Source organism: Dyella sp. 01N36 (assembly GCF_056399745.1).
In genome coordinates, this window is record NZ_JBFTRY010000267.1 from 1 (window position 1) to 3993 (window position 3993).

At 65.2% G+C, this 3993-nt stretch carries 4 protein-coding genes; 3 read left to right on the top strand and 1 reads right to left on the bottom strand.

The window, feature by feature from the left end; translation table 11 throughout:
• A partial coding sequence (metG, locus tag AC1DMG_RS20670) for a methionine--tRNA ligase (RefSeq protein WP_477181018.1) occupies nt 1-1091 on the bottom strand: 1091 nt, incomplete at its 3' end.
• A 250-nt stretch (nt 1092-1341) separates the two neighbouring features.
• On the opposite strand from metG, the gene AC1DMG_RS20675 reads away from it, so the two are divergent.
• Genes AC1DMG_RS20675 through AC1DMG_RS20685 form a run of 3 tightly spaced genes read left to right on the top strand, consistent with a single transcriptional unit; the run spans nt 1342 to nt 3954 of the window.
• Nucleotides 1342-2514, top strand: coding sequence for an MFS transporter (locus tag AC1DMG_RS20675; RefSeq protein WP_441603499.1), 1173 nt, complete (start codon nt 1342-1344; stop codon nt 2512-2514).
• Nucleotides 2511-3155, top strand: coding sequence for an HAD family hydrolase (locus AC1DMG_RS20680; RefSeq protein WP_441603498.1), 645 nt, complete (start codon nt 2511-2513; stop codon nt 3153-3155). The genes AC1DMG_RS20675 and AC1DMG_RS20680 overlap by 4 nt, the downstream gene beginning before the upstream one ends.
• A complete protein-coding gene (locus AC1DMG_RS20685; protein ID WP_441603497.1) occupies nt 3148-3954 on the top strand; it encodes a DeoR/GlpR family DNA-binding transcription regulator in 807 nt (268 codons plus the stop codon). The genes AC1DMG_RS20680 and AC1DMG_RS20685 overlap by 8 nt, the downstream gene beginning before the upstream one ends.
• Nucleotides 3955-3993: the final 39 nt, after the last annotated feature.

The window sequence follows — 3993 nt, forward strand, 5'->3', positions numbered from 1 at the left end:
GTGGTGAAGTAATAGCGCAGGAAATCCGGGTTAAGGCCCGAATTCAGGTACGTGCGCGCCATGATGAAGGTGCCGCGCGACTTGGACATCTTCGCGCCATTGACCATCAGATAACCGTTCACGTGCAGCGCCGTCGGCGTGCGGAAATTCGCGCCGTGCAGCATCGCCGGCCAGAACAGGCCGTGGAAGTTGATGATGTCCTTGCCGATGAAATGGTGCAGCTCGGCACGGCTGTCGGGTGCGAGGAAATCCTCGAAGTGCAGGTCGGTGCGATCGCACAAGGCCTTGAAGCTGGCCAGATAGCCCACCGGCGCATCGAGCCACACATAGAAGTACTTGCCGGGCGCATCGGGTATCGGAAAACCGAAGTAGGGCGCATCGCGGGAGATGTCCCAGTCCTTCAGGCCGCTGTCCAGCCATTCGCGCAATTTCGCCGTGACGCCGCTGTTGGCGACGGGCTGGCCATCGGTGAACTTGCCGGCGAACCAGTCGCGCAGCAGCGGCTCGAACTTGCCCAGCTCGAAGAAGTAATGCTCCGAGTCGCGCAGCACCGGCGTGGCGCCGGACAYCACCGAGTAAGGGTTGATCAGATCGGTGGGCGCGTAAGTGGCGCCGCAGTTCTCGCAGTTGTCGCCGTACTGGTCGGGCGTCTTGCAGTTGGGGCAGATACCCTTGATGTAGCGATCGGGCAGGAACATGTCCTTTTCCGGATCGTACAGCTGCTGGATATCGCGGCGGCCGATGTAGCCGCCGTCGCGCAGGCGCGTGTAGATCAGCGAGGCGAGCTCGCGGTTTTCTTCCGAGTGCGTCGAGTGGTAATGATCGAACGCAACGCCAAAGGCCGCGAAGTCCGCTTCGTGGCCGACGCGGATGCCTTCGATATAGGTTTCCGGCGACAAACCGGCCTTTTCCGCTGCCAGCATGATCGGCGTGCCATGGGCATCGTCCGCGCATACATAGATGGTCTCGTTGCCCTGCATCCGCTGCGCACGTACCCAGACATCGGCCTGGATGTAACCCAGCAGGTGACCCAGGTGGAGCGGGCCATTGGCATAGGRCAGCGCGTTGGTGACGAGGAGGCGTCGGCTCATGGGGCGGCAACGGTCTTGAGGGGGTTGTCCATTATGACATGGGGTGGGCGTGTCACCGGCGCATGCCGTCGTTTGGACGTCTGCGAAGCCCGCCCCTCGCTGCCGATGGCATCACGCGTGTCTTAGCTCGCCCGATTGCGCGAACATGGCAGCCTGATACCGGGCGCGGAACATCGCCGCCAATCCGTGATTGCACGATCTTGCACGTTTATGTACATTTAGTCCGAATCTTCCCATCAACAGGAATGCCGTGAACTCCACTTCCGACGCTGCGATTGCCGGCAAGCCCGATACGGCCTCACTCGCGGGCGCCCGACGGGCGACGCGGCTGATCTTCCTGGTGTCGGGCATCGGCATGTCCGCCTGGGCGCCGATGGTGCCTTATGCCAAGGCGCGACTCGGGCTGGATGATGCCCAGCTCGGCTTGGCGCTGCTCGCGTTCGGCGGCGGTTCCATGCTCTCCATGCCGTTCGTGGGGTGGCTGGCCCATCGGCTGGGCAATCGCACGCTGATCGTCGCCTCGGGCCTGCTGATGTGCGTGGCGCTGCCGGCGCTGGCCATGGTCACCAACATCACCGCGCTGATTGCCGTGCTGCTGTATTTCGGCGTGGTGCTGGGCGCGGTGGATGTCGCGATGAATGCGCACGCTGTCGATGTGGAACGCCTCGACGGCGGGCGACTGATGTCCGGTTTCCACGGCTTGTTCAGTGTGGGCGGCCTCACTGGCGCGGCCCTGACCAGCGCGTTGTTGGCCATGGGCGTGCCGCTCACGGCGGCCGCCAGCGTCCTGGCGATCCTGCTCGCCGCGGTGGTGCTGTGGCTGCGCAGCGACCTGCTCGATGACGCGCCGACGGCCGATACACCGCGCAAGGAACCGATGCGCATGCCGCACGCGCTGGCATGGCTGCTTGGTTTGCTGTGCTTCGTGAGCTTTCTCGCCGAGGGCGCCATGCTGGACTGGAGTGCGGTGTTCCTGCGCGACGTCCGCGGCGTATCGGCGGCATCGGCGGGCTTCGGTTATGCGTTCTTCTCGGCCGCGATGGTGGTGGGGCGTTTTTCCGGCGACCGCTTTGTCGGACGCTATGGCCCCGAGTCGGCCATGCGCTTCGGCGCCGCGCTGGCTGCGGCAGGGTTCCTGCTGGTGGCCTGCGTGTCGGGCGTGGTGATGTCGCTGCTGGGTTTCGTGCTGATCGGCCTGGGCGCCTCCAACATCGTGCCGGTCATGTTCAGCGCGGCAGGCCGCCTCCCCAATACGTCGCCGGCCATTGCCATTGCCACGGTGACCACGCTCGGTTACGTGGGCTTGCTCAGCGGCCCCGCGTTGATCGGTCTGGTGGCCCATATCAGCAATCTGCCCATGGCGTTTGCCGGCGTGGCCGGCCTGCTGGTGCTGGTGTCGTTCTCCGCGAGGATCGTGAAGTGACCAGCCCCGCCATCGACACCGTGATCTTCGACCTGGGCAACGTGCTGATTGCCTGGGACCCGCGCCGGCTCTATCGCCAGCTGATCGGCGACGAGGCGCAGATGGACTGGTTCCTGCGCGAGGTCTGCAACAGCGAGTGGAACGAACAACAGGATGCAGGACGCCCGTGGTCGGAGGCGACCGCGCTGCTGCGCGGTCGTTTTCCCGAACACGCCGAGCTGATCGATGCTTACCACCTGCGCTGGGAAGAAACCCTGGTCGGCGCGATGGAAGCCACGGTCGCGCTGCTGGCCGAATTGCGTGCGCGCGGCGTGCGTCTGCTGGCGCTGACCAACTGGTCGCAGGAAACCTTTCCCATCGCACGGCAGCGCTTTGCGTTCCTGCAGTGGTTCGAAGGCATCGTCGTGTCCGGCGAGGAGGGCCTGATCAAGCCCGACTCGCGCATCTACCAGCGACTTCTGGAACGCTACGCGGTCGATCCGTCGAGGGCGCTGTATATCGACGATTCGGCCCGCAATGTGGCCGCCGCCGAAGCGCTGGGCATGCAGGGCTGGTGGTTCCGCGATGCCGATGGCCTGCGCCAGCGCCTGGTGGAACTGGAATTGCTTGAAGCATCCGCGCGCGAGGCATCCCATGGCTAAGTCGCCCATCGCCAGTGTCGACAGCAACGCGCTGCCGGAAGAACGCCAGCAACGCATCCTCGAACGCCTGCGTGCCGAAGGACGCGTAGTGGCCGCGGAATTGGCGCTCGCCTTCGAAGTATCGGAAGACTCCATTCGCCGCGACTTGCGCGAGCTGGCGGCGCTGGGTCTGTGCAAGCGCGTCTATGGCGGCGCGCTCTTGCCCACGGTGACGCTGACGCCGCTGAAGCAGCGGCGCAACGAACATTCCGCACGCAAGCAAGCGCTGGCGCGCAAGGCGGCGAGTCTGGTGCAGGCCGGCCAGACGCTGTTGATCGACGCGGGCAGTACCAATGCGGCGATTGCGGCCGCCTTGCCGCGCGATGCGCGGCTGACCGTGATCACCAATGCCCCGCATATCGCCCAGGTGCTGCTCGATCGCGAGGGCTTCGATGTCTTGCTGATCGGCGGACGCATCGACGCCACCATTGGCGGGGCCACTGGCGCGCAAGCCGTGGACCAGGTGCGCCGGGTGCGTGCCGACCTGTGTTTTCCCGGCGCCTGCGCCATCGATGCGGCGCACGGCCTGTGGGGCTTCGATAGCGAGGAGTCGCTGTTCAAGCGCGCGATGATCGAGGCAAGCGACGAAACCGTGGTCGTGGCGACCGACGACAAACTGGGCGCAGTGGCTGCGCATCAAGTGGCCGAGCTGGCCCGGGTGCAGCATCTGGTGGTGGAGCATTCGGCGGATCGGGCGACGCGTGCTTCGTTTTCGGCGCATGGCGTGGCGGTGCATCGGGCAGAAGCGACCGCCGACTGACACGTCTCAGTCCTCTTGTGTAGGAGCGCACTTGTGCGC

Coding starts and splice junctions, on each gene's coding strand:
- AC1DMG_RS20685 (WP_441603497.1), top strand. CDS start 3,148: ATGGCTAAGTCGCCCATCGCCAGTGTCGACAGCAACGCGCTGCCGGAA.